28 protein-coding genes and 1 tRNA gene are annotated in these 26,364 nt (G+C 64.5%); 10 read left to right on the top strand and 19 right to left on the bottom strand.

Annotated elements, in window-relative coordinates:
* Positions 1-10 precede the first annotated feature (10 nt).
* Entirely contained in the window at positions 11-499 is a 489-nt protein-coding gene (gene msrB, locus ASD76_RS14365) for a peptide-methionine (R)-S-oxide reductase MsrB (RefSeq protein ID WP_055924518.1), read from the top strand.
* Positions 500-529: 30 nt separating this feature from the next.
* Here the strand turns inward: msrB and ASD76_RS14360 are convergent, their stop codons facing one another.
* The 9 genes from ASD76_RS14360 to ASD76_RS14320 all read right to left on the bottom strand — a co-directional run bounded on the left by ASD76_RS14360 (position 530) and on the right by ASD76_RS14320 (position 9,361).
* A complete protein-coding gene (locus tag ASD76_RS14360; RefSeq protein ID WP_055924516.1) occupies positions 530-2,260 on the bottom strand; it encodes a hypothetical protein in 1,731 nt (576 codons plus the stop codon).
* A 24-nt stretch (positions 2,261-2,284) separates the two neighbouring features.
* Positions 2,285-2,701 (bottom strand): GtrA family protein, encoded by a 417-nt coding sequence (locus tag ASD76_RS14355; RefSeq protein ID WP_055924513.1) that lies wholly within the window; start codon positions 2,699-2,701, stop codon positions 2,285-2,287.
* Between the two features lie 8 nt (positions 2,702-2,709).
* Positions 2,710-4,302 (bottom strand): NAD(P)/FAD-dependent oxidoreductase, encoded by a 1,593-nt coding sequence (locus ASD76_RS14350; protein WP_055925860.1) that lies wholly within the window; start codon positions 4,300-4,302, stop codon positions 2,710-2,712.
* Between the two features lie 81 nt (positions 4,303-4,383).
* Complete coding sequence (locus tag ASD76_RS14345; protein ID WP_055924511.1) at positions 4,384-5,016, bottom strand: PilZ domain-containing protein; 633 nt, start codon at positions 5,014-5,016, stop codon at positions 4,384-4,386.
* A 194-nt stretch (positions 5,017-5,210) separates the two neighbouring features.
* A tRNA-Leu gene (locus tag ASD76_RS14340) sits at positions 5,211-5,295 on the bottom strand.
* Between the two features lie 34 nt (positions 5,296-5,329).
* On the bottom strand, positions 5,330-6,451 hold the full coding sequence (locus ASD76_RS14335) for a cobalamin-independent methionine synthase II family protein (RefSeq protein ID WP_055924507.1): 1,122 nt from the start codon (positions 6,449-6,451) through the stop codon (positions 5,330-5,332).
* On the bottom strand, positions 6,448-7,485 hold the full coding sequence (locus ASD76_RS14330) for a 5-methyltetrahydropteroyltriglutamate--homocysteine methyltransferase (RefSeq protein WP_055924504.1): 1,038 nt from the start codon (positions 7,483-7,485) through the stop codon (positions 6,448-6,450). The genes ASD76_RS14335 and ASD76_RS14330 overlap by 4 nt, the downstream gene beginning before the upstream one ends.
* A gap of 134 nt (positions 7,486-7,619) precedes the next feature.
* Entirely contained in the window at positions 7,620-8,162 is a 543-nt protein-coding gene (locus ASD76_RS14325) for a VOC family protein (RefSeq protein ID WP_055924501.1), read from the bottom strand.
* Positions 8,163-8,236: 74 nt separating this feature from the next.
* Positions 8,237-9,361 carry a CaiB/BaiF CoA transferase family protein gene (locus ASD76_RS14320; protein ID WP_055924498.1) on the bottom strand — a complete coding sequence of 375 codons (1,125 nt, stop codon included), beginning with the start codon at positions 9,359-9,361 and terminating at the stop codon, positions 8,237-8,239.
* Positions 9,362-9,428: 67 nt separating this feature from the next.
* Between ASD76_RS14320 and ASD76_RS14315 the strand changes: the two genes are divergently transcribed.
* The 9 genes from ASD76_RS14315 (at position 9,429) to ASD76_RS14275 (ending at position 17,366) form a co-directional block, all read left to right on the top strand.
* Complete coding sequence (locus ASD76_RS14315; RefSeq protein WP_055924495.1) at positions 9,429-10,211, top strand: citryl-CoA lyase; 783 nt, start codon at positions 9,429-9,431, stop codon at positions 10,209-10,211.
* Between the two features lie 50 nt (positions 10,212-10,261).
* The gene (locus ASD76_RS14310) at positions 10,262-10,429 is read left to right on the top strand and encodes a TraY domain-containing protein (protein WP_082553916.1); all 168 of its coding nucleotides are present in this window, start codon (positions 10,262-10,264) and stop codon (positions 10,427-10,429) included.
* A gap of 809 nt (positions 10,430-11,238) precedes the next feature.
* Positions 11,239-12,912: a GMC family oxidoreductase gene (locus ASD76_RS14305; RefSeq protein ID WP_055924492.1), complete on the top strand. Its 1,674-nt coding sequence runs from the start codon at positions 11,239-11,241 to the stop codon at positions 12,910-12,912.
* Positions 12,913-12,921: 9 nt separating this feature from the next.
* On the top strand, positions 12,922-13,815 hold the full coding sequence (locus ASD76_RS14300; protein WP_082553869.1) for an MBL fold metallo-hydrolase: 894 nt from the start codon (positions 12,922-12,924) through the stop codon (positions 13,813-13,815).
* Positions 13,812-14,993 (top strand): cytochrome P450, encoded by a 1,182-nt coding sequence (locus tag ASD76_RS14295; RefSeq protein WP_055924486.1) that lies wholly within the window; start codon positions 13,812-13,814, stop codon positions 14,991-14,993. Before ASD76_RS14300 ends, ASD76_RS14295 begins: the two co-directional genes overlap by 4 nt.
* A gap of 7 nt (positions 14,994-15,000) precedes the next feature.
* The gene (locus tag ASD76_RS14290; protein WP_055924483.1) at positions 15,001-15,810 is read left to right on the top strand and encodes an N-acyl homoserine lactonase family protein; all 810 of its coding nucleotides are present in this window, start codon (positions 15,001-15,003) and stop codon (positions 15,808-15,810) included.
* Positions 15,807-16,691: an NAD(P)-dependent oxidoreductase gene (locus tag ASD76_RS14285; RefSeq protein ID WP_055924480.1), complete on the top strand. Its 885-nt coding sequence runs from the start codon at positions 15,807-15,809 to the stop codon at positions 16,689-16,691. The genes ASD76_RS14290 and ASD76_RS14285 overlap by 4 nt, the downstream gene beginning before the upstream one ends.
* Positions 16,691-17,056, top strand: coding sequence for a VOC family protein (locus tag ASD76_RS14280; protein WP_055924477.1), 366 nt, complete (start codon positions 16,691-16,693; stop codon positions 17,054-17,056). Before ASD76_RS14285 ends, ASD76_RS14280 begins: the two co-directional genes overlap by 1 nt.
* A gap of 76 nt (positions 17,057-17,132) precedes the next feature.
* Positions 17,133-17,366 (top strand): hypothetical protein, encoded by a 234-nt coding sequence (locus ASD76_RS14275; protein WP_055924474.1) that lies wholly within the window; start codon positions 17,133-17,135, stop codon positions 17,364-17,366.
* A gap of 9 nt (positions 17,367-17,375) precedes the next feature.
* Here ASD76_RS14275 and ASD76_RS14270 read toward each other — a convergent pair whose 3' ends face one another.
* From ASD76_RS14270 to ASD76_RS14225, 10 genes are all read right to left on the bottom strand, one after another.
* The gene (locus ASD76_RS14270) at positions 17,376-18,929 is read right to left on the bottom strand and encodes a PAS domain-containing protein (RefSeq protein WP_055924471.1); all 1,554 of its coding nucleotides are present in this window, start codon (positions 18,927-18,929) and stop codon (positions 17,376-17,378) included.
* A 141-nt stretch (positions 18,930-19,070) separates the two neighbouring features.
* Entirely contained in the window at positions 19,071-19,859 is a 789-nt protein-coding gene (locus ASD76_RS14265; protein WP_055924468.1) for an SDR family NAD(P)-dependent oxidoreductase, read from the bottom strand.
* Positions 19,856-20,071 (bottom strand): hypothetical protein, encoded by a 216-nt coding sequence (locus tag ASD76_RS14260; protein ID WP_055924465.1) that lies wholly within the window; start codon positions 20,069-20,071, stop codon positions 19,856-19,858. Before ASD76_RS14260 ends, ASD76_RS14265 begins: the two co-directional genes overlap by 4 nt.
* Positions 20,068-21,630, bottom strand: a complete 1,563-nt coding sequence (locus tag ASD76_RS14255) for a phytoene desaturase family protein (protein WP_055924462.1) — start codon at positions 21,628-21,630, stop codon at positions 20,068-20,070. Before ASD76_RS14255 ends, ASD76_RS14260 begins: the two co-directional genes overlap by 4 nt.
* 125 nt (positions 21,631-21,755) lie before the next feature.
* Positions 21,756-22,901, bottom strand: coding sequence for a serine hydrolase domain-containing protein (locus ASD76_RS14250; protein ID WP_055924459.1), 1,146 nt, complete (start codon positions 22,899-22,901; stop codon positions 21,756-21,758).
* Positions 22,902-22,905: 4 nt separating this feature from the next.
* Complete coding sequence (locus ASD76_RS14245; RefSeq protein WP_055924456.1) at positions 22,906-23,661, bottom strand: SDR family NAD(P)-dependent oxidoreductase; 756 nt, start codon at positions 23,659-23,661, stop codon at positions 22,906-22,908.
* 3 nt (positions 23,662-23,664) lie between these two features.
* A complete protein-coding gene (locus tag ASD76_RS14240) occupies positions 23,665-24,078 on the bottom strand; it encodes a nuclear transport factor 2 family protein (protein ID WP_055924454.1) in 414 nt (137 codons plus the stop codon).
* Entirely contained in the window at positions 24,075-24,551 is a 477-nt protein-coding gene (locus tag ASD76_RS14235; RefSeq protein WP_055924451.1) for a nuclear transport factor 2 family protein, read from the bottom strand. Before ASD76_RS14235 ends, ASD76_RS14240 begins: the two co-directional genes overlap by 4 nt.
* A complete protein-coding gene (locus ASD76_RS14230; protein WP_055924448.1) occupies positions 24,551-24,949 on the bottom strand; it encodes a carboxymuconolactone decarboxylase family protein in 399 nt (132 codons plus the stop codon). Before ASD76_RS14230 ends, ASD76_RS14235 begins: the two co-directional genes overlap by 1 nt.
* A gap of 170 nt (positions 24,950-25,119) precedes the next feature.
* On the bottom strand, positions 25,120-26,352 hold the full coding sequence (locus ASD76_RS14225) for a serine hydrolase domain-containing protein (RefSeq protein ID WP_055924445.1): 1,233 nt from the start codon (positions 26,350-26,352) through the stop codon (positions 25,120-25,122).
* Positions 26,353-26,364: the final 12 nt, after the last annotated feature.

Below are 26,364 nucleotides of genomic sequence, written 5' to 3'. Positions count from 1 at the left end.
GGAGCGACGCATGACACATCCGACCAGCCGCCGCAGCGCCATTGCCTGGCTGGCTGCCGGTATTGCCCTGCCGGTCCTGGCGTCCTGCGGCAGCGCCGCCGAGGCCAAGACCTTCAAGGTCAACCTGACCGACGCCGAATGGAAACGCCGTCTCAGCCCGGCCAGCTACCAAGTGCTGCGGCACGAGGACACCGAACGCGCGGGCAGCTCTCCGCTAGACCACGAAAAGCGCAAGGGCACCTTCCTCTGCGCGGGTTGCGCCAACGAGCTCTATTCGAGCAGCACCAAGTTCAACAGCGGCACCGGCTGGCCGAGCTTCTACCAGCCACTCGCCGGTGCCGTCGGCACCTCGACCGACTACAAGCTCGGTTATCCGCGCACCGAGGTGCATTGCGCCGATTGCGGCGGCCATCTGGGCCACGTGTTCAAGGACGGCCCGCCGCCGACCGGCCTGCGCTATTGCATGAACGGGCTGGCGATGAAGTTCCGCCCGGCCTGAGACCTGCCGGAAGCGTGACGTTTAGGGGGCTTAGCGCCCCCTGACTTTCCAGAGTTGCCATTCAGGCGATTTCTCTAGCGGTACACGCTCGAGCCAGTCGGGCGCCTGTCCCTTGACGAGCCTGGCCGCCAGGCCGTTAGGCGCGGTCCTGACGCGGAGATCAATCTCCTTCATGTCGGTGCACAAGAGCACGTACTTCACGTCATGCGCCCGAACGATTTCGCGCGCTTCCGCCGGCTCGGCCATGAAGGCCGCGATCACATCGTGCATCGCCTCGGCCGCCCGGTGATGCGAGGTGGCGACGACGCTGTGGTGAGTCTGTTCGAGCAAGGCCGGACCGAGGTCTAACGGTGCGAGCACGGTGGCCGGAGGCAGGTTGCCCAGCGACGGAAGCGGCTCGTTCAGGTCGCACACGCCATTTTCCGGCTCGTCACCCGGTGTCCCGGCTGCCTTTGGCATCCATGTCTGCGCCGCCGCGAAGGGCACGACCGGAACCAGCAGGCAGGTGATCGCCACAGCCACGCCGCCCTTACGCAGCGGACCTTCGATCTTGCCCAACGTGTCGAGCAGGCGCCCGGTCAGCCAGCCGAGCGGTACTGCCGACAAGGCGCCGACGAAGGCCAGCGAACGCAGTACCAGCAACCCGGAGAGGAGGCCGACGCTGGCGATAAGCAGATATTCGAAGCACCACCGCCGCTCCATTCCTCGGCGATTGAGGCCGAGCCAGGCGAGTGTCGCGAGCGCGATCAGGCCTTGGGCCACGGGCGGAATCCAGACGATCGCCTCGGTCTGCCAAGCGGGCTGGCCTTCGCGAACGTAGACGTACCAGTATTCGCGCACCAACGGATCGAGATTGGCGAACGGGCCCGCGAGGCATTGGGGCGCGGTCCCGAGATAAAGGCCCGCGCCTGCCAGCACCGGTATCCCAAGCATGACGACCAGCAACGGCCGCGACTGCGGATTGAGCCGGACCGCGAAGCCCGCGCCCACTGCCGCGAGCGCAAACAAACCGAGAAGCGGCGGCGTGACGGCGTCGCAATGCAGAGCAAGGTCGCCAAGCCCGCGAGTGGCCACGAACAGGATCGCATTCGCGCTGGCGAGGACGCCGAGGAAAACGGTCAGCGCCCCGCGCTCACGCGGGTCGCTCAGCCAGCGCAGCCCGAACACCGCACCGAAGGCGACAGTGACCGGCAAGACCTCCAGCGAGATCGACAGCCCAGCGGCAAGAGCGACGCCCGCAAGCGCCGGGCCGCGCAAGCTTCGACCGGGCACAAGCCCGGTAAGCGCGAGCATGACGGTGAAGATCTGCCACCCGTGGTGGTCGATCCGCATCGGTTGAATCTGCGTCAGCAGGAACATCGAGGTCCCGGCGCAAAGGCAAGCGAGAGTGACGTCCCGCGTATCGAGGAAGCGCGAGGCGGTCTTGGCTATGGCGAGCAATATCGCGCCCAGCGTGAACAAGGGCACGGCGACCAACGCGACCTGTTCGGCAAGAGCGCTTCCGATCACGGGGGTGAGGCCGCCGATGATCAGCACCAGCGGCAAGTCGACGAGCCGCGACCAGTGCATCAGCGTGCCGGCTGGGGGATTGATCCGATACTGGTGAAGGTCGAACCAGCCCTGCCCTGCCAACAAGTCGCGGACCTGGACCAGTCGCAAAACGTCGTCAGGGTCGGGGAAATGCCGTTCGGCAATGCCGCTCCATCTCCGCGCGACCAGGATCGCGGCTACGGCTAGCCAGACCAGGAAGACCCGGGTCATCGGAGCACGCAACCATGGCATCGGCTACTCCGTCAGCTCGCTGCGGAAGACCACTTTGCTGCGCAACAGCCAGGTTGCCACGAAGCTGATGACGATCGCTCCAACTTTGGCCAGGCGCGGATCCATGCCCGCGTTGTGCCCGGCGAAGACGATCCCCGTCGTGATACCCAGCCCGAGTAGCGCCGAACCGACGAACAGGACCTTTTGCCGAGTCCGCGCGCCACCGGATTCGGCTACGCTATCGGCAAAGACCGCCCGGCTCGACATCAGCCAGTGCGCGGCGATGCCGGCGCAATAGCTTGCGGCCGAAGCGGCGGCCGGCCACGTGCCCAGCGCCAGCAACGCCAGGAACGCGCCCATGTCGACAGCCAGCGCGCCGACACTGGCGAGCAGGTAGCGGATCAGCCTGACATCGGCGACGCGGGAGAGGATTGCGGCCATGCTTCGGCTCAAGCCGCCCTGCGGCTCTTGTCGGCCAGACGCTGCGGCACGTCACGGACGGATCCGAGGGCAGCAGCCTGGTCTTCACTGGCGGGCCTGCGCGAGGCGGTTTCCGGCAGAACCTTTTCCGCGCCTTCGTCTCCGGCCTCGTGGTACTCGGCGTCTTCGTTGACGCACCAGGTATCGTAGATCCGCTGCCCGGCGAGAATGTTCTCGACCGTGAGCATGGCGGTCATCATCGCGTGGTCCTGGTTGTTGTACCGATGCATGCCGTTGCGACCGACCAGGTGCAGGGTCGGGTGCTTTTCCTCAAGCTCCGTCCGCATCGCCTCGACATTTGCGGCGTAAGTCTCGTCGTAGACTGGATAAGCCTTTTCCTGGCGCACGACCGCTCCGCCAATCACCTTTTCAGGCGCGACCAGGCCAAGTATCGCCATCTCGCGCTTGGCCAGCTCGATCAGCTTGGCATCGCTCATCGACCACAGGCCGTCGCCTTCGAAACAGAAGTATTCGAGCCCCACGCAAGCCACGCTCTCATCGGGCACCATTTCGGGCGACCAGGAGCGGAAATTCTGTACCCGCCCGACCTGCACTTTGCTGTCGTGGATGTAGATCCAGTTGTCGGGGAACAAGTCGTCCGAGCGGATCATCAGGGCCACGGTGAGGAAATCGCGGTACTTGAGATTGCTCGCCTTGATCGTGCTTTCCGGAAGCGGATGGAGGCGCGCGGCCAGTTCGCGCATCGGCGCGGAGCTGATGGCATGCGCGGCACGGATCACGAGTTCACCGTCAGGCCCGCTTGCGGTCAGGCGCCAGCCGCCCTGGCCATCGCTGTGAAGCTGCTTGAGCGAATGGGCCATGAAGACGCGTCCGCCGCGCTCGACGATACGATCGCGGGCGGCGTCCCACATCATGCCCGGGCCAAGGCGGGGATAGCGGAAGGTCTCCAGCAGGGTCTTGACCGACTGGCCGTCGTTCGGGCGCTTGTTGAGGCCGAGCGAGCGCTTGAGCCCGTCGATCACGGCGCCCCACAAGCTCAGGCCCTTGATGCGCTGGGCGGCCCAGTCGGCGCTCATCTGGTCGCACGGCATGCCCCACACCTTCTCGGTGTAGGTCTTGAAGAAGATCGAATAGAGCTTCTTGCCGAACTGGTTGCTGGTCCAGTCCTCGAAGCTCCTGACGTCCTTGATCGGAAACAGCTTGGCCCAGCCATAGCTGAGCATGCACGCGGTAGAGCGCAGGATGCCGAGGTTGCGCAACGCTTCGAACGCGCGCAGCGGGTAGGAGTAGAATTTACCCTCGTAGTAGATGCGGCTCATCCGCGGGCGCTGGATGAAATCGTCCGGCAGGATCTCGTTCCACAGGTCGACTACGGCCTGGCTCTTCGAGAAGAAGCGGTGGCCGCCGATATCGAAGCGGTATCCTTCGTGCTCGACGGTGCGGCTGATGCCGCCGACGTAAGTCGCATCCTTTTCGATGATCGCGACCGACTTGCCCGCTTTCGACAGCAGATAGCCCGCGGTGAGGCCAGCTGGACCGGCCCCCACGATAACCACATCGACCCCAATTTCACTACCCGCGGGTACGCCTGAATCGCTCATCAATTCCCCCGGTCTTTCGTCTCACCGGGAGTGAAGGAAATTGGTTATGAGACGGTTAACGGATGCCCCGGCAGCGTTGAGTCAGGACTTCTGGTTCTGCTGCAAATCGAACGCGATGCGCGCCAGTTCCTCGAACTGCAGGTTGTTCTCAAAGCTGAGACCGTAAGTCTCGCCGCGGCGCCAACGGACCTTGGCGGCCACTTCCGGAAAGCCGTCCGCCTCGATGCGGATACGTTGGACGAGCGAGAGTCGCTCCGAAGTGGTGATCCGGCCGCCTTGCTGGGACAGGTTGCACAACATCGCGTATACTTCCCGATCGCCGAACCTGACCACGCAGGGCAGGCTGACATTCACGCGCACCGCCCGCTTGGCGAAGCGGCTTGGCGATTCGACGATCCGTTCGAGATCGGCTGGGTTTTCGAACTGGAAGCCGGCCTTGCCGTCCTCCTCCCACACTCGCACGAGCGGATAGCGATCTCCGTTCTGCAGCTCGAGTGTCAGTGCGTCGTCAGCCGGGAGCGGATGGAACAGGCGGACGCTGACGCCGCCCTCGGACGCGTCGCGCACGACGCACAGATATTCGCCTTGGGAGCTGACGAGCTTCGCTGCGCGAATGAGCAGCCGCAAGCGAGGAGCGCCGCGTTGCTCGGAATATTCGGCATCCCCATCTTCGGTAACGGAAGCGATCGCTTCCTTTCGAACGGCCTCGTGCATGTGCGCCCCCACGACACCTGGATCAGACGCCTCTGCCTCGATCCATGACTCTGATTTGGCGGACTTTAACGGCATGGATGTTTCCGAATGGCTAACGCGTTCTGGGGTCTGGTTTGACCATACCCTACTGGAAGCAAAGCCTTTGTTGGGCCGCCACTACGGACAAGTGCGGAGGGGGCTGGAAACGAAGACGGTGGTGCGGGTGGCCGGACTCGAACCGGCACGAGCAAAGCTCAGGGGATTTTAAGTCCCCGGCGTCTACCATTCCGCCACACCCGCAACCAATTGCCCGACTAGCGGGCGCGGGCGGTTCTTACCAGTAGCGCTTGCTCGCTATCGCCGCGCCTTCTGCCAGCGCTGCCAGCTTGGCCCACACGACTTCGGGGTCGAGATTGCCGCTGCCGGCATGGACCGAAAAGCCGCAATCGACCCCGGCCATGACCCGCTCGCGGCCAAGGACGTCGGCGTAACGGCCGATGCGCTGGGCGATCAGTTCGGGGTGTTCGACATAGGGAGACTGCGGCTCGATCATGCCTGGGCACAGCACTTTGCCTTCGGGCAACTTGTGCGCCTCGAAATAGGCGAACTCATGCGCGTGGCGCGGGTTGGCGCCTTCGAGCAGCACCGCCTGCGGCTTCGCGCTCCACACGATGTCAGCGATATCGGCGAGGTCGACGTCGCAAGTATGCGGGCCGGGATAGTTGCCCCAGCACAAATGCATGCGAAGCTGCTCGGCAGGGATATTGCGCAGCGCATGGTTGAGCGCGGCGACGTTCATGCCGATGCGTTTGCGGAAATCCTCGGTCGAGAGGTGGGTGAACTGCACGTGGCGGCCCATGGCAAGGTCGGGGCAATCGACCTGCAGCGTGATTCCCGCCGCGGCGATCGTTTCGTATTCGTGACGCAACCCCTCGGCGAGGGCGAAGACGTACTCCTCGTCGCTGGCATAGTACTGATTCGGAAAGAACAATGCCGTCACGCCCGGGGACGCGGCCGACATGAAGGTCTCGTGCCCGCCGGCTAGCCGAGTGAGTCGCTCGGCATCCTCTCGAGGGGCGTCCATATCGATGACTTCGATGGCAGAGGTACAGGCCGGGGCACTCCGGCGGGCGCGGCCGGTGTCGCCGAACACCTTGGCCTTGGCCCCAGGAAATTGCTCCAGGTCTTCGAACTCGTAACTGCCCGCCTCGCCGCCGAAGCCCGACAGGCGGTGCTTGATGTAAGTAGCGTAGCTCGGCTTCGACATCTCGCCGTCGCCGATCACGCTAATGCCGGCCTGCCTCTGCCGGTCGAGGACATAGGCCGTCGCCCGATCGACCGCTTCGTCGAGCGTGGCGTGGTCCACCGCCTCGCCGCCTTCGCGGGCGAACATCAGGTCGAGCAGGTACTCCGGCCGCGGCAGGCTGCCGGTGTGAGTGGTCTTGAAACCGCTCACGCCAGCTCTGCGCTCACGATGCGAGCGCCGTCAGCCATGGCCTTCATCTTGCCGAACGCAACTTCGCGCGGGAGGTACTTGAGCCCGCAGTCGGGGGCGATGATGATCTTCTCCGTCGGCACATGCGGCAGAGCCCGGCGGATACGCGCAGCGACCGTTTCCGGCGTTTCGACTTCGTGCGACGAGAGGTCGAGCACGCCAAGGATGATCGTCTTGCCGGGCAGGGTCTCGAGCACGGCGGTGTCGAGGTTCGACTGCGCGGTCTCGATCGAGATCTGCTTCACCCCGCTCGCGCCGAGCTCGGGCAGGAAGCTGTACCCTTCCGGACGTTCGTGGATCAGGTGCGCATAGCCAAAGCAGATATGCAGCGCCGTGGTGCCTTCGACACCCTCAAGCGCTCGCGCCAAGGCCTTGAGGCCGAATTGGCGAGCCTTCTCCGGCCGAGCCTGCATGTATGGTTCGTCGAGCTGGACCACGTCGGCGCCGGCGGCGAACAGGTCCTTGATCTCTTCGTTGACCGCGCCGGCATAGGCCACAGCCAGAGCTTCGGGATCGCCGTAGTAATCGTCCTGCGCCTGCTGGCTCATCGTGAAGGGGCCGGGCACGGTGATCTTGATTTTCTTGTCCGGGCTGGCGTGCTCGCGCAGGAACTGCACGTCGCGCACCTGCACCGCGTGGCGGCGCTTGATGTCGCCGATTACGCGCGGCACGGGCACGGGCTCACCACTGCGGTCGAGCGCGGTGCCGTGATTGTCCATGTCGACCCCGTCGAGCGCCGTGGCGAAGCGGTTTGAGTAACTCTCGCGCCGCATCTCACCATCGGTGATGATATCGAGCCCGGCGCGCTCCTGCTCGGCAATGGCCATGATCGTGGCGTCGTCCCACGCCTGGTCGAGCCATTGCTCGGGTATCCGCCACAGCTCCTTCTGGCGGGTACGCGGCGGGAATCGGCCCGCCAGCTTTTCACGGTCGATCAGCCACTCGGGTTGGGCGTAGGAACCAACCAGCGAGGTCGGGAACAGGGGAAGAGTCATGCGGGCTCCGTTGTCGAACCTACCTTCGTCATCCCCGCGAAAGCGGGGACCCAGTCAGCTCTTGGCGTGTGTCGCCCTGGGTTCCCGCGTTCGCGGGAATGACGAAGTTAATTGTTATGCGGCGGCGTCGGCGATCAGGCCGCTTCTTCGTGGCGGAAATCGTTGTTGGTGGTGTGGTCGCCCGCCAGCCAGCGCTTCAATTCCGCGTGTGCGATTGAGCGGCGGTATTCGTCGCCACCCTCGGCTCGGGCATCATCGCAAGTGAACTCCACCGTCATGCCGTTGGGATCGACCACATAGACCGAGCGGCAATAGCCATGTTCGAGGATATAGGTGTTTGGCGGCTGGATTCCGGCCTTCACGATCCGCGCCTCAAGCTCTTGCTGGGTTTCCTTGTCGACGTTGAGCGCGAGGTGGATGAACGGCGTCTCGGGAATGTCCGGCCCGAACAGCGCCTGGTCTTCGGGGTCGGCGAACTGGAAGAATGCCAGCGCCCCGCCATCGCCGATGCCGAAGAAGCAGTGGCAATAGGTGCGGTCCTTGCCGAACAGGAAGTCCTTCTCGCACCAGGTCGCGGTGAGCGGCAGGCCGATCACGTCCTCATAAAAGGCGCGCGTCGCTTCGAGGTCCTTGGTCACATAGGCCGTGTGATGCAGCCGGCTCGGCAACTTGGTCATCGCTGTTCTCCCCTGCGGCGAGTCTTTTCCCGCCTGCTTTGTTCGCAATCTAACAAACCCGCGCGCTGGCGCAATTATTTGCGTTTGAGGATGTCATCATTGTCCGCGCCGAGCTCTGGCGGGGCCGTGACGCTGTCCTCGATCTCGCCGTCGAAACGGATCGGGAAGCGGATGGTGCGAAACTTGCCGCGCGCGCCTTCGCCTTCGACCACCAGCTTGTGGTGCTGCGCCAGCTCGCCTTCGACCACTTCCTTCGAGGAATAGACCGCCGAATGCGGCACCTCGAGCGCCACCAGCCGCTCCTCCCACCAAGCCCGCGGCTGCTGCGCGAAAATCGGGGCAAGGAAGGCGACGACGTTCTCGTAGTTGGCGATCCGTGCCGGGCGGCTCTCGAACTCGGGCCGCTGGAGCATGTCGGGCTGGCCGACTGCTTCGGCGAGGTTCTCCCAGAACTTGGGAGGGCTCGACATGTGCAGCGCGATCCAGCCGCCATCCGCGCACTGGAACACGTAGCTTTGCGAAACGTGCGGGCGCGACCACGGGCCCATGACCTCGTCGACCGAGAGGTAATGCGTGAAGTCGTCGAGGTTGAAGTGGCTCATCGCCTCGAACATCGAGGTTTCGACCAGCCGTCCTTTGCCCGTCTTCTCCCGCTCGTAAAGCGCCGCCAGAACGCCGTAGGCTGCGTAGAACCCCGTCACCGCATCGCCGATCGCCGGCCCTACCACGCGCGGATTGGCCGGATTGACCAGCAGCCGCAGAAAGCCGGTGCTGGCTTGGGATACCGTGTCGAACGCCGGACGGTCCTTCCACGGGCCGTCGTTGCCGAAGCCGGAGATGCCGCAGTAGATCAGCCGCGGGTTGATGCCCTGCAGCCGCTCAGGCCCGACGCCCAGCCGCTCGGCCACGCCGGGGCGAAAGTTCTGGATGAACACGTCTGCCGTCTTCACCAGCTCGTCGAGCGCGGCGAGGTCGGCCGCGTCCTTGGTGTTGAGCTCGATCGACTTCTTGTTGCGATTGTAGGTCTGGTAGTGCGGCGAATACAGATCGCCCTTGAAGGCGCGAAACGGATCGCCGGTGCCCGGCATCTCGACCTTGATCACCTCCGCGCCAAGGTCCGCCAGCAGCATGCCTGCCGCGGGGCCGGTGATGAACGTGCCCATATCGAGCACCCTGACGCCTGCGAGCGGTCTCGCCATTCCTCTCTCCCTTTAAGCCGCGCCAAGGCTATAGGTCGGCGCGAACGCTATCGGCAAGGAGAGAGCCATGCGCATCGGCAAGCAGGACGCGCCCTACACCGCCATCTGCACCTCTGACGAGGACAGCATCACCGTGCGTGGCCGCGATCTTACGACGCAGATCATCGGCAAGATGGATTTCACCAGCTACTTCTGGCTGCTGGTCACCGGGCAGGAGCCGAACGAGGACCAGGTGTTCTTCGCCAACGCCATCCTCTGCGCGCTGGCAGAACACGGCCTGGTGCCGAGTGTGGTTGCCGCCCGCATGACTTACGCCGCCGCTCCCGAGGCGCTGCAAGGCGCGGTCGCCGCCGGGCTGCTGGGCTGCGGGAGCGTGGTCCTGGGCAGCGCTGAAGTCGCCGGCCAATTCTACGACGAATGCGTCGCTGACATGCGCGAGAACGGCGGCACCGCCGAGGACGCCGCCAAGCGCGGCATCGCCCGCCTGCGCGCCGACAAGAAGCCGATCCCCGGCTTCGGCCACCCCCAGCACGCCAACGGCGACCCGCGCGCCAACCTGCTACTCAAGCTCGCCCGCGAGCGCGGCATCGGCGGGCCGCACGTGGCAATGCTCTACGCCATCCGCGACGCGCTGCCGGGCGCGATTGGGCGGAGCCTGCCGATCAACGTCAATGGACCGATTCCGGCGATCCTGCTCGACCTCGGCTGGCCGGTGACGGCCCTCAAGGGGATTGGCTTGCTGTGCCGCACGGCGAGCTTGATCGGGCACCTGACCGAGGAGGCCGAGCGGTCGATTGGGTTCATCATGTCGGGGGCAGCGGCAGCGGCGATCCAGTATGATGGCGAATAGATAGCGATCGCCGTTTCCATTTGTTATATATGGCAAAATGGAGCTATCCAGTGCTTGTCTTCCGTCTCGATCCTGATCTCAAGGCCCGCCTCGATGCCGTAGTGCGCCGCACCGGTCGTTCGAAGAGCTTCTACGCGCGCGAAGCGCTGCGCGAAAAAATCGAGGAGTTCGAAGAAATCGCATTGCTAGAGGAAGCGTTGCGCTATCCGGACCTCTAAGTACGAGCCGGTAACTCGCAAACAACTCCGCAACTTCGACTGGCGCCGACGCTTGGCGACTATCGCGTACCCGGGCATAACCCATACGGGGTACTACTTAAGTATATATGGCCGAGATAAGAACAGTCCGCATGCAGCGGGCAAATCTACAAAACACGGGGGAGCGGCGGAAGAGCCACTTCATCAATCGCAGGCCGGCGGTCAACCTTCATCACGCTGCACGTTACTCTGAGAAAATCGGGCTTCCTCTAAACCGCCTCATTACAATCAACTTTACCCTCGCAGGGTGTGCGCCAGAGCAAGCCACCAAACTGTTGCAGAAATTAATCGCCCAACGATTCGCACCATGGTTGCGACGAACCGCACGCGCCAAGATCGACATCCCACCAACATATGTCTGGTGCATGGAGGCAGCTGGCGGACAAATCGCAGCTCACGTGCTGCTCCACATGCCAACGCCGATGATGCAGGAGTTTCGGAAGCATCTCCTCGAATGGCTCTCGGGGCTACTCGGAAAAGTTCATCTCGATGCGTCCGTCCTACACATCCAGAACGTCGACAACTTAGTCGGTGCAAAGAGGTATGTACTCAAGGGTATCGATCCCGTCTGGGCCGCGCATCTCGCGGTGAATGCAGTTCCTCAAGGTTTGGTCATTGGCAAGCGGTCTGGCTTTAGTAGAAACCTAGGGCCTGCGGCGCGAACGAGAGGGGGCTATCGTCCCCGCAGAAAACCATTCGGGGGCTAAACTCGGCAACCCATAGCTTGCCAATCACTTCCTCCCCTCGCACACTGCCGAAGGGAGAGACGAATGGCTGCAGCGGAATTCGATTACATCGTCGTCGGCGCGGGGTCGTCCGGCGCGGCGTTGGCGGCACGGCTGGGCGAAGCCGCTGACCGCACCACTTGCGTGATCGAGGCCGGTGGGCAGGACACGCACCCCTTCATCCACATCCCGAGCTTCGTCGCCGCCGCGATCGGTCGCGAGGCGACCAACTGGCGGTTCAAGACCGTACCGCAGCCGGGCATGGCCGGGCGTGAGATTCCGGTGCCTCGGGGCAAGGTTCTGGGCGGGTCGGGCTCGATCAACGGAATGGTCTATTTCCGCGGCCATCCGACCGACTACGACGACTGGTCCGATGCCGGGGCGACCGGCTGGTCCTACGCCGAAGTGCTGCCCTACTTCACCCGCACCGAGAACAACGAGAACTACCCCGAGAGCGTGTTCCACGGCCATGGCGGGCCGATCAACGTCAAGCATGTCGATGGGCCCAACGCGCTCAACTTCGCGTTCATGGACGCGCTCGCCTCGCTGCAATTCCCGGCCTGCCCGGACTTCAACGGGCCGAACCCCGAAGGCTACGGCCGCCGCCAGGGCCTACTGCGCAACGGGCAGCGGGAGAGCACCGCCAAGAACATGCTCCGCCCGGCGCTGGCTCGCGGCAATATCCACGTGCAGACCGATGCGCAGGTCAGGCGGGTGTTGGTCGAGAACAAGCGCGCTGTCGGCGTCGAGCTGACCGACGGGCGGGTGATCAAAGCGCGGCATGAGGTGATCCTCTCCGCCGGCACGGTGCAGACGCCGCAGATCCTGATGCTCAGCGGCATCGGTCCGGCGGCGCATCTCAAGGACATGGGCATCGAGGTGGTGCTCGACCTGCCGGGCGTGGGCGAAAACTACCATGACCATCCGGCGAGTCCGATGCACATGGAGACCGCCGACACCACCAGCTACGGCCTGTCATGGCGGGTCCTGCCGCGGGACGCCTGGCACCTGGCCCAGTACCTGCTGACCCGCACCGGGCCGCTCGCGGGCAATGTGTTCGAGAGCGTTGCCTTCCTGCGTACCGACCCGACCCTCGACAGGCCCGACGTACAGTTCGTGTTCCAGCCGGCCAAACGGCTGACCAATCCGAAGATCCCGTTCCCGCTCGGCCACGGCTACGCGATCAGCCCGGTGGCGCTCTACCCCAAGAGCCGCGGCACGGTGCGCCTCGCCAGCGCCGATCCGGGCGCCGCGCCGGTGATCGACCCGCACTTGCTCGAGCACCCGGATGACATCAAGCCGCTGATCCGCGCGCTCAAGATCGCCCGCGCCGCCTTCGCCAGCGAGCCCTTCGCCGAATACGAAGGCACCGAGTTCGCACCCGGTCCCGGAGTCACGACCGACGAGCAATTCGACAAGTACATCCGCGAAACCGGCTACACCGTCCACCACCCGGTCGGCACTTGCCGCATGGGCAGCGACGCCGGCGCGGTGGTCGACCCGCAGCTTCGGCTCAACGGCATCAAGGGCCTGCGCGTAGCCGACGCCTCGGTCATGCCGAGCGTGATCGGTGGCAATACGAACGCGCCCTGCGTGATGATCGGCGAACGCGCGGCGGACTTCGTGCTCGGCAAAAAGCCGCTGCCCGCCGCCGAACTGCCACCCGAGAGCGTGGCGCGCTATAAGCCTGCAAGGAAGAGCCGCCAGAAGGCGGCCTGAGGAGAGAGAATGGCCAAGGAGCACATGAAGTCCTGGCGCGTCGGCGACGTCACCGTGACGCGCATCGTCGAGCTGTGGGACTTCCAGGACAACATCAACATGACGATGCCGGACGCCACGGCAGAGGAAGTCATCGCGATGGAATGGCTGCACCCGCATTACGCGACGCCGGACGGACGCCAGCGGATGAACTTCCAGGGGTTCGTGGTTCAGGCACCGGGGCGGGTGATCGTGGTCGATTCCTGCATCGGCGCTGGGCGGCAACGCGACTTCGACGTGTTTTGCGATCTGCCCGAGGGTTTCCTGGAGGACATCGAGAGCCTGGGGCTGAGCCGCCACGATGTCGATACCGTTATGTGTACCCACCTGCACTTCGATCACGTCGGCTGGAACACCTACAAGGATCCTGAGACCGGCGAGTTCAAGCCGACCTTCCCCAACGCTCGCTACCTGTTCGGCAAGACCGAGTACGAGGCGTGGCAGACCACCATCCGCAACGACGGCCACCACACCGACACCCACCTCGTCGAATGCGTCGACCCGATCGTGGAGCTGGGCCTGGCGGACTTCATCGAGGCCGACCACGAGATTGCTCCGGGTATTCGCTGCGAACCGAGCCACGGCCACACGCCCGGCCACGTCCACGTGCGCATCAGCTCCAACGGAGAGGACGCGGTAATTACCGGCGACTTGATGCACCATCCGATGCAATGCGCGATGCCGCACCGGACGGCGACCTTCGACATGGACAAGGATGCAGGCCGCGCAACGCGGACCGGCTTCGTCCAGAAGTACGCCGACAGCGGCGTGTTGGTGATCGGCGCCCACTTCGCCGGACCGACTGCTGGGCACATCAACACGCACGGCGAAGGTGACGTGCGCTTCGACGGGCTTGGCCTGTGAGCAAGCCAATCCCCGAATACGAGCTCGACATCTTCACCCCCGAGGCGGTGATCGATGCGCGCACGGTGGACGATGCGCTGCGCGAGTTCGCGCCTGTCGTGCGGTTGGCCGACGGCACGCATATGCTCGGCCGGCACGAACATGTCGCCGCCGGGCTGCTCGACTGGAAGGCGTTCTCCAGCGCCAGTCGCCCGTGGCATGACCCGACGAGTCCGCGCCCTGAAATCCTCCTGACCGACGATCCGCCGCGTCATACGCAAGTGCGCAAGGTCATCGCCGACGCCCTGAGCCCACGAGCTCTGGAGCGCGTGAAGGGCATCTTCGAAGCCCGCGCCAAGGAACTGCTCAGCCGCCTGCGCGACCGCGAAGGCGAGCCGGTCGATGCGGTGGGCGAAGTGACCCAGGCCTACGTGTTCCAAGTCCTGCCCGATATCCTCGGCCTGCCCGAGGAAGGCCGCGAGCACATGCACGGTTTCTCCGAAATGGTCTGGGCGACGATGGGCCCGCCCGGCGCGCTGTTCGATCAGGCGATGCAGCACGACTATTCGGCCGTGATCCAATGGCTCGAGACGCAATGCGAACGCTCGGCGCTCGATCCTGAGGGCATTGGCGAGACGATCTACGCTGCCGCCGATTCTGGACAGGTCACGCAGACCGAAGCCAAACTGCTACTCCAGACCGTGCTAAGCGCCGGGGCCGACACGACCTTTATCACCATGGCCAACGCCCTCCGCGCTTGGGCGCTTTTCCCGGAAGAATACGTAAAACTACGTAGTGACCCCAAGAAGGTCCGCTCCGCCTTCGATGAGTCCCTCCGCTGGGACAGCCCGAGCCGCATGGCCGGGCGCATCACCATGCGCGATGTCGAGATCGACGACTACGTCATCCCCGCCGGCACCCGCTGCGGCCTGATGTTCGCCGCGGCCAATCGCGACCCGCGCTTCTGGGACAATCCGCACGCTTATCGCTTCGATCGCGACAACAAGCACTCGCTCGGCTGGGGCTATGGCGTCCATGGCTGCGTCGGGCGGACGTTGGCGCAGATGGAGGCTACCGCGCTGCTCGGCGAAATCGTCGCGCAAGTGGAGAGCATCGAGATCGCCGGGGACTACGAACCATGGATGACCACCGTCGGCCACGGACCGATCCGCCAACTGGTGAAACTCAAGTTCACTTGAGTTAACTATGGTAGCCCCCGTCATCCGTATCGATGCGATCCGCTACGCCAGGCACGAGCGGACGGCCGTTAACAATTTTGTTCGGCCCGTGGACGATCACGACGTACCGATGCCGCTCGACTATTTCGTGTGGGCGATCCACCGTGACGGGCATCCACCAGTGATCGTCGATACCGGCTTCGGCGAGTCCGCGGCCGTCGCGCGGGGGCGTATCATCACCCGGCCCGTGATCGAGGGCCTGCGCGACGCGGGGATCGACCACCTCTCGGTCGAGGACGTGATCCTGACCCACTTGCACTACGACCACGCCGGCTCGCTCGGCACCTTTCCCAATGCCCGGTTCCATGTGCAGGATGCGGAGCTGGCCTTTGCCACCAGCCGCCACGTCTGCGACCGCGAGGTGCGAGCACCGTTCGATGGCGAGCCGGTCGCTCAGTTGGTCCGCAAGCTCTACAACGACCACGTGGTGTTTCATGATGGCGATGAAGTGTTCGCGCCGGGCATCACGCTCCACCTCTGCAGCGGGCATACGGCCGGGCTGCAATTGGTCGGGTGCGAGACTGAACGCGGCACGGTCATTCTGGCCAGCGATGCCGCCCATCTCTATTCCAACATCACTCGCCACAATCCCTTCCCGATCTTCGTCGACGAGGCCGCCTACCTGCAATCGCAGCACCGGGTGTTGGAGCTGGCGGGCGGGTCGCTCGACCACTTGATCCCTGGCCACGATCCGCTGGTGCTCAAGTGCTTCCCGACCGAAAACGACATCGCCCGCGTTGACCTCGCCCCGATCGTGCCGATAGCGGAGGTGCTATGACGACGATCGGATTCCTCGGGCTTGGGCGCATGGGTGCGCCGATGGCGGCAAACCTTCTCGGGCAGGGCGAGACCGTGCTGGTGCACGACCTCTCGCCCACTGCTGTCGAGGCGCTAGTGGCCAAAGGCGCCGAAGCGGCGGGTTCAGCTGCAGCGCTGGGGGAGCGTTGCGAGATCGTGTTCACCAGCTTGCCCACGCCCAGCATCGTGCGCGAGGCGGTGGCGCAGGTGATCTCCGGCGGATCGCCGCGCATCGTCTGCGACCTTTCGACCTCCGGCCCCATGCTGGCTCAGGACCTGCACGACACCCTGGCCGCGCGCGGCATCGCCAGTTTCGATGCGCCCGTATCCGGCGGCATCCGGGGCGCTGAGCAAGCCACGCTGGCGATCATGGTCGGCGGCCCCGAGGCGCTGTGGCCACAGGTCGAGCCGCTGCTCCAGCGCATCGGGCGTCCGTTCTTCATGGGCGAGACTCCCGGCGCAGGGCAGGTGGCCAAGCTCGCCAACAACCTGCTCAGCCTCGCCGCTATCGCCACCACGGCCGAGGCGATGACGCTGGCGATCAAGGCGGGACTTGATCCGTCGCGGATGATCGAGGTTCTCAACGCCGGCACCGGCGCCAATTCGGCGACCCGCGACAAGTGGCCGCGCGCCGTACTGCCGCGGACCTTCGATTTCGGATTCTCAGCCCAACTCAGCCTCAAGGATACCCGTCTGGCGCTTGAGGAAGCCGAGGCCATGGGCGTGCCGCTGCCGACGGGCGAGCGGCTTGCTACCCTGCTAGACCGGGTGCTCGCCACTTATGGCGACGATGCCGACTTCACCGCCATGGCGAAAGTGGTCGAGGCCGACGCCGGCCTCGATCCGGAACGGCCCGCCTGATGCAACTCGCCGGTGCCATGCTGTTCGTGGTGGACCTGCCGGCGATGACGGCCTTTTACCGCGACGTGGTAGGCTTCGCGCCGATCGAGGAGACCCGTCTTGATAACTGGGTCGAGTTCGACACCGGCGAGACCCATTTCGCGCTGCACGCGATCCCCAGGGAGGTCGGCGTGAAGCCCTCTCCCACACCGCGCGAGACAGGCGGCTGCAAGCTTATCCTCGCCGTCGACGATCTCGCCGCCGCTCGCGAACGACTGTCCTCGGCGGGTGCAACGATCCTCGACCGGCCGTGGGGCGGGTGGGACTTCGCCGACCCGGAGGGCAATGTCGTCGGCGTAACCGGGAAAACACACCCCGGCGCCTGATTTGCTGGATCCTCCTGTTATCCTGATCTTCGACACCCAATTGCCCTCAACAGGCTCGGGGGAGAGCGGACATGAAGTGGTGGGGATACCGTTGTGCGTGGTTCTGGTGTTGGCCAGCTTCCCGCTCTCGATCGCTTTCTCGCGCCAGTCGGTGCGCAAGGGCAACGCGGCCGGCGTGAGCCTGATGGTCGGGATGGCTTTCATGACCGTCTATGACCCGAAGATGGCCGAAGCCCTCGAGGTGATCCAGACGCGCCGCGAGATTGGCGATGTTGAAGAGGATGCGGCCGGAGGAGTGCCTCTGGCCTAGCCCGCAAACCTAGTGCGTGGACGTTGCCCGCAACATTGCGGAAGTGCGCCCTACAGGCAGCGTCTCGTGGATATGCACCTCCGGCCGGCCCGTAGGAATGCGTGCCACCAGCGTCGTGCCGCCCGGGTCGCCATTGATCACCACGCTGCCCCCGAGCCTGGCCATTCGCTCGCGCATGCCCGGCAGTCCCACGCCGAGGATTCGGTCGGAAGCGGAATCGTCAAAGCCGATCCCGTCGTCCTTCACCGTCAAAAGGATCGTCCCATCGCGCACTTCCAGCGCCACGCGGACCTTGCGCGCCTGGGCGTGGCGATAGACGTTGGTCAGCGCTTCCTGGCACACGCGGAACAAGTGCACCGCGGTATCGTCATCGATCATGCTGGCGTCGGGCGAGATCGATACGTCGACCTTGAGGCCGGCGCGTTTGCCGAAGCCGTTGGCGAAGTTCTCCAGCGCCTCGGCCAGACCATGGCTACGCAGCAACGGCGGGTGGAGCAGGTATGACAGCACGCGGATCTCGCGCTGCGCCTCGCCCAGCGAGTGCGAGGCGTCCTCGATGATCGCCATCAGGCCCGTATAAGTCTTCGAGCATTGGATCGCCGTGGCGGGCAAGCACTTGGCGTTGTGTAGCGCCAGCACCGCGGCAGTCAGGTGCTGCCCCGTCGAATCGTGCAGTTCTTCGGCAATGCGCCGCCGCTCTTCGATCTGCAGCGTCAGCATCCGCGTAGAGAGGTCGCGGACTTCCTGTTCGATCCGGTCATGCTCGGTCACGTCCTCGGAAATGCCGAGCACGAGTTTCACTTTGCCATCCAGGTTGCGGCTGAACACGGTCTCTCGATTTTCAAACCGCCGATATTCCCCTTCCGAGGCCAAGATGCGGTAGCTAATCATCGACACTTCACCGTCATCGAGCTGGGCAAGCTCGGACCAATGCTTCTTCGCGCGCATTTGATCGTCGGGATGGAAGTAGCGTTCCACCGCATCGCCGCCGGCCTCTTCGGCCTTCTTGCGCCAATTATGCCGCAGCTCATCGACGCTGCCGCCAATGAAGCTGATCGAATTGGTTTCGAGGTCGAGCAGGTAGATCGACGAGGGGAGCGCCATGCCGAGCGTACGCAACATCGCCGCATTGTGCTGCGCGTTCTCGATCAGGAGCGTTTCGTGCGTTACGTCGCGCGTGAAACCGATGACGAATTTCGCCGGCCCGGAATGGCGGACCACAGGTGAAAGGCTGGTCTTGAACGACAGCCGACTTCCGTCGGGCGCGTCGACCGTACGGTGATAGTTGACCGGCAGACCCGTCTCTACGCAGCGGCGCAGGTTGTTGGCCAGGCATTCGGCAATATCCGGAGGCAGGCAATCCTGCACCTCCGCCCCTCGAATCTCCGACAGTGGCTTGCCCGCGATCTTCTCCAGAAAGTCGTTGGCATCCTCGAACCGGAAGGTGCCGTCCTCTCCAACGCGGATGACGTAAGCTGCCATGTCGGGGCTGCCGGTGACGACCTCGTAGAACTCGCCGAACGTGAGCGGCGCCTCTTCAGTCGCGACTGCCTTACCCGACATGTGCGTTTTCGATCCCCATTTGGACTGGCCAGCAAGAGCAGACTTAGCACAATCTGCGCCAACGGGCATACCGACTATGTATTATTACGAGGAGCGAGAGTCACGCGCGATGGTTCGACTCATTTCTCAGGCGCCATTGACTCAGATGTCATTACGGATTGTCGCCAGCGCTCCGCCATCGATTTCCCACTTGGCTCCGTTGACGTAACTGGCCTCGTCCGAGAGCAGGAAACTCACCACATCGCCCACTTCGCGCGGCTGGCCGACACGGTTGAGCGTGGCCACCTGGCCAAGCTTGTCCATCCCCGCCTGGACGTCGCCGTCGAACATCTGTTCGAGCATGCCGACGAGCAGCGGAGTTTCGATCACGCCGGGCATGACGCAGTTCACCCGCACGCCCTTTTGCGCGACTTCGCTCGCCGCCGTGCGTGTCAGACCGACCGCCCCGTGCTTGGCGGCGTTGTAGGCGCAGGCCCCCGCCAGGCCACGTTCTGAGCCTATCGAGGCCGTGTTGACCACTGCGCCCTTCCCAGCGGCAACCATGTGCGGGATCACGAACCGCAGGCCCAGGAACATCGAGCGCAAGTTCACCCGGATGATCTTGTCGAACATCGCGATGTCGTATTCGTGCGTCGGGGCGAGATCGCCTTCGATGCCAGCGTTGTTGAAGAAGCCATCGATCCGGCCGAACGCCTCCATGGCGGCCTTGGCATAGCCTTCGACCGCTTTCTCATCGGCGCAGTCGGCAACGTAGCCGATGGCATCGTAGCCCGCGGTGCGGAGCTTGTCGGTGCACAGCTCGAGCCGGTCGGCGGCAATGTCGACTAGCATGACCCGCGCGCCTTCGCGGGCTAGGATCTCGCTGGTGGCGAAGCCGATCGACCCGGCGGCGCCGGTCACGACCATGGTCTTACCTTCGTGGCGCTTCATTTGTCGGCTCCCTTGCGAAACGGTAGCGTGAGGATGAACAGCATCAGCTTGGGCGTAAGCAGCTTAAGCGCTGCGCGCGCTTGTTCTGGCGTGAGCGTCGCGCTCATCGGCATCGTGCCGAAGACCTTGCCCTTTAGCACCAGGTCATCGCCCTTCCGCTCGATCACGGAGACCTGCATTAGCTCGCTCTTATCGGCGGAGTAGATCTTCATGCGACGGCGATCCTGTCGAACTCGACGCCGATATCCTCGGCCATGACCATCGCCGTGGCGCGCCCGGCACCGAACACGCCGCCGCCGGGATGCTGGAACGGGCCGACGAGGTAGAGCCGCTCAACCCCCGGCACGCGGTACTGACCGAGTTCGGGCGTTGGGCGGTGGCTCCCAGACTGGTAAGTGGTGGTGGCGATGCCGTGGAGGTCGCCGCGGAAGAAGCTTGGGCTGGTGCGCTCCATGTCGACCGGGCTGTCGCAGTGATAGTCGAGCACGACATCGGGCACGTTCTCGATAAAGTCGCCCATGCGCGCGATGACCTTGTCGGCGAACTCGCGCTTGGACTCGTCCCAGCTGCGGCCGTCCTTGCGGTGGTAGGGCACGTAGTCCCAGGCGTGGAAGATCGCCTTGCCCTCGGGCGCGCGGCTCGGGTCGTGCTGGGTCAGCTGCCCGACGCCGACCAACGGGGTGGGCGAGAAGTTGCCGTAGCGCAGCTCGTCGAAAGCGCGGCGCATGTCCTCGTAATTGGCCGGCATCAGTTCGTACATGACCGCCGAGAGATCGCCGGCCTTGAACTTGAGCGGCCCATCGAGCGCGGCGTGGACGGTGAAGCAGGCGGCCTCGGTAATGTGCGTGCGCAGGGCGTTCTTGGCGACCGTTGTGGGCAGCGCCGGGACCATGTCCGGCAAGTGATGTGGGTGGATCGCGCCGATGATGCCCTCGCTCGCCGCGAGCCGTTCCCCGTTGTCGAGCACCACGCCGGTGGCGCGGGTACCGTCGGTCACGACTTCGCGCACCTGGGCGTTATTGCGCACCGCGCCGCCGTGGTCCTCGATGCAGCGGATCAGCGCATTGGTCAGGCTGCCCGAGCCGCCGACCGGCACGCCGAAACCGAACTTCTCGAGGAAACCGAGGAACACGTAAGCGCCGATCCCGGTGGCCTTCTCGTCCGGGCTGACCAGGTTCTCACCCGCAACGCGGCCGAAGTGGGCCTTAACCTTGTCGTGTTCGAACAGTTCACCCATGAGGTCGAACGTGCTCATGCCCATGGTGCGCATGATCTCACGCCCTTCGGCGCTCTGGTCCATCATCGCGGTCTGGGCGCCGACCGGCATCGGCGGGGAATAGAGCCCGGCCTGGATCATCGGCAGCCACTCGGCCGCCTGGCGGCTCATGGCGAGGAATGTCTCGGCGTCCTTGGCGCTGAACTTGCGGATCGCCTCGGCTGACTTGGCCGGGTCGCGGTAGAGCGGCAGGGTCGAGCCGTCTTCCCATACGCTCATCATCGGCACTTCGGGGAACACGTACTGGAGCCCGTACTTGCGCTTGAGGCCGAGCTCGTCGTTCAGCAGCAGCGGATTGCCCTGGATGAAGATGTGGCTCATCGAATGCTGGTCATGCCGGAAGCCCGGCTGGGTCAGCTCGCGGGTGACGACCCCGCCGCCGAACCATTCATTGCGTTCGAGCACGAGCACTTTCTTGCCCGCCACCGCGAGATAGGCCGCGGCGACTAGGCCGTTGTGGCCCGAACCGATGGCAATGATGTCCGCGTCAGCCATTCAAACTCCCAGTTCTTATCTACTAAACCCAACCCCGTTGGTGGTGAGCTTGTCGAACCATGCCAGCGCCGCGCTAGCGTCCTTCGACAGGCTCAGGACGAACGGGAAAGGGGTTGGATTGGTCATTAGATCATCGCGCTCAAGGCCAGGTCGGACAGTTTCTGGCAGCGTTCGATATTGGCGGCCTGGGTCATCACCCCGGCACTGCATAGCGCGAAGGAGACATCGCGCGCCGGGTCGACCCAGAACATGGTGCTGCCGGCGCCATAGTTGCCGTGGGTCTCCGGGCTCGCGAGCGTGCCGAACAGGTGGTGGAACACGCCGGTACCGCGCACCTGGAAGCCGATGCCCTGGTTGGCAGGAGGGACCTCCCATCCGGCGTTTTCGGCCACCCGCTTGTAAAGCTCATTGGGCATGGTGCCGGTGTGGACCTGCCGCGCCAGTTGGAGCGTGGCGGGCGAGAGGAGGCGCACTCCATCGAGCTCACCCTTGCGGCGGAGCATCTCGGCGAAGCGGTAGAGATCGTATGAGGTCGAGGCGCAGCCGACGTGCGGGGCCTCGACTTCGGGATCCTCGAACAGCGCGTGATCGCCGGGCAGGTTGCGGCTGAGGTGCTGGATCGGCACCGTCCCGCGCATATCCGGGCGGACGTGGCGGTCCTTGAGGTCGGGACGCAGACCCATCGAGGTGCTGTCCATCCGCATCGGGGCGAACAGATCCTCATGCAGCAGGGTCTGGTAGTTCCGCCCCTTGGGATCGGTGCGGACCAAGGCGGTGCCCATCAGCACGTGGTTCACCAGCGGCGAGTAATCGCAGCGCGAGCCCGGCGGGACTTCTCCCGCGACGTGCGCGATCGAGGCCTCGAACAGCTCCTGCAGCCGGTCGAGGTACATGCCCGGCTTGGGCGACCATACGCCGGGCATGCCGGCAGTGTGGGTCAGCAGGTGGTAGAACGTCGCATCCTCGCGCGGGGCGCCGGTAAACTCGGGCAGCACGTCCTTCACCTTGGTGGTGAGGGCAAATCGACCTTCCTCGATCGCCTTGAGGATCAGGACATTGGTGAAGGCCTTGGTGACCGAGAAGATCGAGAACACGTTGTCGTAGTGCAGCGGTTTTTCGCCCGCGCCATCCTCCGCGCCGATCGCCTCGGCAAACACCACCTCACCCCCGCGCCCGACGGTGAGCACCGCACCAAAGTAATCTCCGCGCGCGATGTCGGCGAGAACGACCTCGCGCAGCTTGTCGAGCCGGTTCTTCCAGATCTCCGCCATTGCCCTATCCCGCCGCGATGATGCCGCCGTCGATGGCGAGCATGGCCCCATTGATGAACGCCGCCTCGTCACTGAGCAGGAACGCCGCGGCCTTGGCCACGTCTTCAGGCGTGCCGTTGCGACGCAGTGGAATGTTCTTGGCCCGCTGTTCGTATTGCTCGGCCGTCACGAAGCCCTCGGTCGCCGGCGTCGGCACGCTGCCCGGCGCGATGGCGTTCACGCGAATACCGCGCGGGCCAAGCTCCCCAGCCAGCACCTTGGTCAGCCCGGCGATGCCCGCCTTGATCGTGGTATAGGCCCCAGTATTCGGCCGTCCGCGATAGGCGACCGGGGAGGAGTAGTTGAGGATGTTCCCCGGCTGGTCCTCGTCCCGATAGGCAAGGAATGCCTGCACCCCCCAGAACACGCTCTTGAGCCCCGCAGCAAGCATCCGGTCGAGCGTTTCCTCGGTCACTTGCTCGATCGGTTCGTAGACCAGCACGCTGGCATTGTTCACCACTGCCCTCAGTGGCGCAGCCGCATCGTACCGGAAGGCCTCGGCGACACTGAAGAACTGGCTCCGATCGCCAAGGTCCCCGCCATAGGCATGCGCCTTGCCGCCCGCCGCGCGAATGGCCTCGACCACCTGATGCGCGCTGTCCTGGTTGATGTCGGCCACGCCGACGATCGCCCCTTCGGCCGCGAGATGCCTCGCAATCCCCTCACCCAGCCCGCGCCCGGCGCCGGAGATCAGGATGGGTTGGCCATCGAACCGCGCCACGGCTCAGCTCATTCCGAACAGTTTGGCCGTGTAGTGGCTATCCATGTACTCGCGCATGGCGTCGATCTTGCCGTTCGAGACCTCGAACACCCAGCAATAGTCGTTCTCGTAGATCAGCCCGTCGAGCGTCTTGCCGGTCGAAAAGCTCTCCACGCAGACCCACGGCCCGGCCGAGAACATGTTCTGCACGTGGACCTTGGGATCGCCCGGCTCGAACATCCCGCGCACCGGGGCGAGGAACTTGTCGATGATGTCCATGCCGATGTGCTTGCCGGCCCCGGCGATGTCCTTGACCTTGGGCTCCCACACCGAGTGCTCGTGATAGAACTTGCGCAGTTCCTCGAGATCGCCCGAGGACAGCACCTCGAAGAAATCGAGCACGAGCTGCTCGTTGGCGTTGCTGGCTTGGACGCTCATATCACTCCTCTCGCTTCGTCGGTCGGGGCCGGGATGTTGGGCATGGGACCGCCCTGGTGCAGCACCACCCGCCCGTACCGGCTCTTGAACTGCCAGCCATCGCTGGTCTTGACGTAATGATCCTCGAACCCGCCGACATAGAGCGCGCCAGAGGGCTGCGGCGGCACGGTCGAGGCGTGGCTCGAGAGCATCGCGAGGTAGTTGGTCCCGCGCGCTTCGGTCTCGCTCACCACTTCGACCAGCACGTTGGTGACGATATGCCGCACCAGGATCGGCGGCCGGTCGCGGAAGATCGCCTGGACGCGGTCACGGCCGAAGAACGGATGGTCGGGCTGAAACGGCCGGGCGAACTCGCAGTCCTGCGTGAACAGCGCCGCCAGCGCCGCATGGTCGCCGTTATCGGCATACTTGGCGAACAGCAGCGGCAAGCGACCGCATTCGCGCTCGATCAGGAGCTGGGCGATCTCGTCCATCAGTCGAGCTTTTCTTGGGCTTCGTTGTCGATCTCGGCGAAGGCCTCGTTGGCGAGGCGGAAGCTGTCGACCGTCGCCGGGATGCCGCCGTAGATGCCGACTTGCAGCAGCACTTCGCGGATCTCCTCGCGACTGAGCCCATTGTTGAGCGCCCCGCGGATATGCGCCTTCAATTCGTTATGCCGGTTGAGCACCGCGATCATGGCGAGATTGATCAGGCTGCGGTCGCGCTTCTCCAGCCCCTCGCGGCCCCAGCACCAGCCCCAGCAGTAAGTCGTGACCAGTTCCTGCAGCGGATCGTTGAACGGCCCCGACTTCGCCAGCGCGCGATCGACATAGGCATCGCCGAGCACCTCGCGGCGGATCTTCATGCCCTTGTCGTAGAGTTCCTTGTCCATTTCACATCTTCTCCAAAAGGGTCGGGGCCGATCTTATCGCCGCGCTTAACCTCAACCGTCACCCTGAACTTGTTTCAGGGCCCATCCCTCGGATCGCACGGACATCGCCGGGACGAGAAATGGGTCCCGGATCAAGTCCGGGATGACGAATAAGGGGGCGTAGCGGATGGTCACCCCACCACCCCGTAAACAGCATCGATCAGTCGACGCGCGCGCGGGCCGTTGGTGCCGACTGCATGCATCTGGTTGCAGCAGTAGGAGAAGCCGAGCTTCGCATCCGGATCACCGAACCCGATTGAACCGCCGAGGCCGTGGTGGCCGAAGTTGCGCGGGTTCGGGCCCATGTAGACCGCTTCCGGGGTGTTCAGCAGAACGCCCATCGCCTGGTGGTAGGGCCGTTCCTGCAGCAGTTCGATCTGGTTGTGCTGCTCGGTGATCATGCGTTCGAGCTGCTCCCTGGAGAGCAGCGAGACGCCGTTCACTTCGCCCACGACCGCGCCGTAGATGCGCGCCACACCGCGGGCGTTGCCGTGGCCCGATCCGCTGGCGATCTCGCAGGTGCGCCAGATCGGCGAGTTCATCGTCGTGTGCCACGGCTCATGCGGGTTCTGCAGGAAGGCGAAGCTGCGCAGCACGACGCCATCCTGCCAGCCTTCCGGCGTAGAGGGCTTGGCCGGAACGCTCTGGTCCTTGGCCGCGAATAGCCGAGCGCCGGTGTTGGGCAGCACTTCAGCAACGTGCGCCTGCTGCTGCTCATCCATCCCGCCGATGTAGTATTCGGCATGGAGCGGCCGGGTGACATTCTCCCGCAGGAACGGCCCGACCGTCGTGCCCGTAACCCGGCGCATGATCTCGCCCAGCAGGAAGCCCTGGTTGTGCACGTGGTATGCTGCGCGAGTGCCCGGCTGCCACAGCGGCTCCTGCACCTCGAGCGCGCGGATGTAGGCCGGGTAGTCGAAGAACCCGCCCGGATACATCGTGTCGTTGGTCAGCACCGGGATCGCCGCGGTGTGATCGAGCACCATGCGCACGGTGATGTGCTCTTTCCCGGCCTGGCCGAACTCCGGCCAGTAATGCGCGATCGGCTGATCCGGATCGACCAACCCGCGGTCGATCAACATGTTGAAGCATACGCCGGTCACGCCCTTGGCGACGCTCATCATGCAGACGGTGGAATGCTCGTCCCATTCCTCCGACTGGTCGGCGCGGGCCCAGCCGCCCCACAGGTCGACCACCGTCTCGCCATCGAGCACCACCGAGGTGCCGGCGCCGAGTTCTTCCTCGACCTCGAAGTTCTCGATGAAGGCATCGACCACCGGGCGAAAGCGTTCGTCATAGCGGCCACGCAGCCGGAATTCCGCGCCGCGCGCTTCGACAACTTCGTTCAGGTCTGACAGCGCCATGTCCTCTCCGGC

This window comes from Altererythrobacter sp. Root672 (assembly GCF_001427865.1).
GTDB lineage: Bacteria > Pseudomonadota > Alphaproteobacteria > Sphingomonadales > Sphingomonadaceae > Croceibacterium_A.
The sequence above is the reverse complement of the archived record's forward strand: the minus strand, read 5'-3'. Positions and strand labels throughout refer to the sequence as shown.

Bases quoted from the DNA above. Each gene is read 5' to 3' on its own strand.
- ASD76_RS14325 (WP_055924501.1), bottom strand. From the start codon at position 8,162: ATGACCAAGTTGCCGAGCCGGCTGCATCACACGGCCTATGTGACCAAG.
- ASD76_RS14305 (WP_055924492.1), top strand. From the start codon at position 11,239: ATGGCTGCAGCGGAATTCGATTACATCGTCGTCGGCGCGGGGTCGTCC.
- ASD76_RS14260 (WP_055924465.1), bottom strand. From the start codon at position 20,071: ATGAAGATCTACTCCGCCGATAAGAGCGAGCTAATGCAGGTCTCCGTG.
- ASD76_RS14345 (WP_055924511.1), bottom strand. From the start codon at position 5,016: ATGCACGAGGCCGTTCGAAAGGAAGCGATCGCTTCCGTTACCGAAGAT.
- ASD76_RS14300 (WP_082553869.1), top strand. From the start codon at position 12,922: ATGGCCAAGGAGCACATGAAGTCCTGGCGCGTCGGCGACGTCACCGTG.
- ASD76_RS14265 (WP_055924468.1), bottom strand. From the start codon at position 19,859: ATGAAGCGCCACGAAGGTAAGACCATGGTCGTGACCGGCGCCGCCGGG.
- ASD76_RS14290 (WP_055924483.1), top strand. From the start codon at position 15,001: ATGGTAGCCCCCGTCATCCGTATCGATGCGATCCGCTACGCCAGGCAC.
- msrB (WP_055924518.1), top strand. From the start codon at position 11: ATGACACATCCGACCAGCCGCCGCAGCGCCATTGCCTGGCTGGCTGCC.
- ASD76_RS14255 (WP_055924462.1), bottom strand. From the start codon at position 21,630: ATGGCTGACGCGGACATCATTGCCATCGGTTCGGGCCACAACGGCCTA.
- ASD76_RS14320 (WP_055924498.1), bottom strand. From the start codon at position 9,361: ATGGCGAGACCGCTCGCAGGCGTCAGGGTGCTCGATATGGGCACGTTC.
- ASD76_RS14270 (WP_055924471.1), bottom strand. From the start codon at position 18,929: ATGTCGGGTAAGGCAGTCGCGACTGAAGAGGCGCCGCTCACGTTCGGC.
- ASD76_RS14250 (WP_055924459.1), bottom strand. From the start codon at position 22,901: ATGGCGGAGATCTGGAAGAACCGGCTCGACAAGCTGCGCGAGGTCGTT.
- ASD76_RS14230 (WP_055924448.1), bottom strand. From the start codon at position 24,949: ATGGACAAGGAACTCTACGACAAGGGCATGAAGATCCGCCGCGAGGTG.
- ASD76_RS14280 (WP_055924477.1), top strand. From the start codon at position 16,691: ATGCAACTCGCCGGTGCCATGCTGTTCGTGGTGGACCTGCCGGCGATG.
- ASD76_RS14235 (WP_055924451.1), bottom strand. From the start codon at position 24,551: ATGGACGAGATCGCCCAGCTCCTGATCGAGCGCGAATGCGGTCGCTTG.
- ASD76_RS14240 (WP_055924454.1), bottom strand. From the start codon at position 24,078: ATGAGCGTCCAAGCCAGCAACGCCAACGAGCAGCTCGTGCTCGATTTC.
- ASD76_RS14355 (WP_055924513.1), bottom strand. From the start codon at position 2,701: ATGGCCGCAATCCTCTCCCGCGTCGCCGATGTCAGGCTGATCCGCTAC.
- ASD76_RS14330 (WP_055924504.1), bottom strand. From the start codon at position 7,485: ATGACTCTTCCCCTGTTCCCGACCTCGCTGGTTGGTTCCTACGCCCAA.
- ASD76_RS14360 (WP_055924516.1), bottom strand. From the start codon at position 2,260: ATGACCCGGGTCTTCCTGGTCTGGCTAGCCGTAGCCGCGATCCTGGTC.
- ASD76_RS14285 (WP_055924480.1), top strand. From the start codon at position 15,807: ATGACGACGATCGGATTCCTCGGGCTTGGGCGCATGGGTGCGCCGATG.
- ASD76_RS14225 (WP_055924445.1), bottom strand. From the start codon at position 26,352: ATGGCGCTGTCAGACCTGAACGAAGTTGTCGAAGCGCGCGGCGCGGAA.
- ASD76_RS14350 (WP_055925860.1), bottom strand. From the start codon at position 4,302: ATGAGCGATTCAGGCGTACCCGCGGGTAGTGAAATTGGGGTCGATGTG.
- ASD76_RS14315 (WP_055924495.1), top strand. From the start codon at position 9,429: ATGCGCATCGGCAAGCAGGACGCGCCCTACACCGCCATCTGCACCTCT.